This is a genomic window from Mesorhizobium sp. P3_A9 (assembly GCF_056402975.1).
This window is the reverse complement of the sequence record NZ_JBFUGJ010000687.1, coordinates 1-1,273: the sequence shown is the minus strand read 5'-3', so window position 1 is coordinate 1,273 and position 1,273 is coordinate 1. Positions and strand designations below refer to the sequence as shown.

Sequence of the window (1,273 nt, the reverse complement as noted above, 5' to 3'; positions counted from 1 at the left end):
GCGGCGCCGTCATCGACATCGACGATGCGGTCAAGCGGCCTTGGCTTCGCCAGCATAGAGCGCCTCCTTGAACGGCGCGGGACCGACACGGCGGTAGGCGTCGATGAATTTTTCCTGTGGGTTGAGCCGAAGGCCGAGATAGGTCTCGACGATCTGCTCGATGGCATCGGTGATCTCTTCCGACGAGAAGCCGCGACCGATGATCTCGCCTACCGACGTGTTCTCGTCGGCCGAGCCGCCCAGCGTCACCTGATAGAGCTCGGAGCCCTTCTTCTCGACKCCGAGGATGCCGATATGGCCGACATGGTGATGACCGCAGGCGTTGATGCAACCGGAGATCTTCAGCTTCAGTTCGCCGATTTCGCGCTGACGTTCCAGCGAAGCAAAGCGTTGCGAGATTTCCTGCGCGATCGGGATCGAGCGCGCGGTGGCCAGCGCGCAATAGTCGAGGCCCGGGCACGCGATGATGTCCGATATCAAATTGGAATTGGCCGTCGCCAGCCCGATGTCGACCAGCGCGTCATAGACCGCCTTGAGATCGCTCCGCGCCACATGCGGCAGGATCAGGTTCTGCTCATGGCTGACGCGCAGCTCGTCGAAGGCGTATTGTTCGGCGATGTCGGCGACCGCTTCCATCTGGCTGTCGGAAGCGTCGCCCGGCACCTCGCCGATGCCCTTGAGCGAGATCGTTACCGCCGCGTAGTCGGGATGGCGATGCGTCACCACGTTCTGGTCGAGCCACTCCGAGAAACCCTTGGAATCGAGGCGCGCCAGCTTGACCGCCTGGTCGCCTTCCGGCCGATCAGCCAACGCCGGCGGCGCGAAATAGGCCTCGATGGCGCGGATGTCGGCGTCCGGCAGCTTCAGCTCGGCGTCCTTCAATTCCTGCCATTCGGCCTCGACCTGGCGGGTGATTTCCTCCACGCCGGTCTCGTGCACCAGAATCTTGATACGCGCCTTGTACTTGTTATCGCGGCGGCCATAGAGGTTGTAAACGCGCAGGATCGCCGTGCAGTAGGACAGGAGGTCGGCTTCCGGCAGGAAATCGCGGATCTTCCTCGCCACCATCGGCGTGCGGCCCTGGCCGCCGCCGACATAGACGGCGAAACCAAGCTCGCCGGCGGCGTTCCTCTTCACATGAAGGCCGATGTCATGCGTCTGGATGGCGGCGCGGTCGCGCTCGGCACCCGTCACCGCGATCTTGAATTTTCTGGGCAGGAACGAGAATTCCRGATGCACCGAAGACCATTGCCGCAGTATTTCCGCATAGGGG

Annotated in this window: 1 protein-coding gene; it reads right to left on the bottom strand. The window is 62.9% G+C overall.

Annotation, left to right across the window (positions count from 1 at the left end; all coding sequences use genetic code 11):
- Positions 1-30: 30 nt before the first annotated feature.
- The coding region (locus tag AC1DX0_RS36015; RefSeq protein ID WP_477359278.1) for a nitrite/sulfite reductase at positions 31-1,273 on the bottom strand (1,243 nt) is incomplete at its 5' end.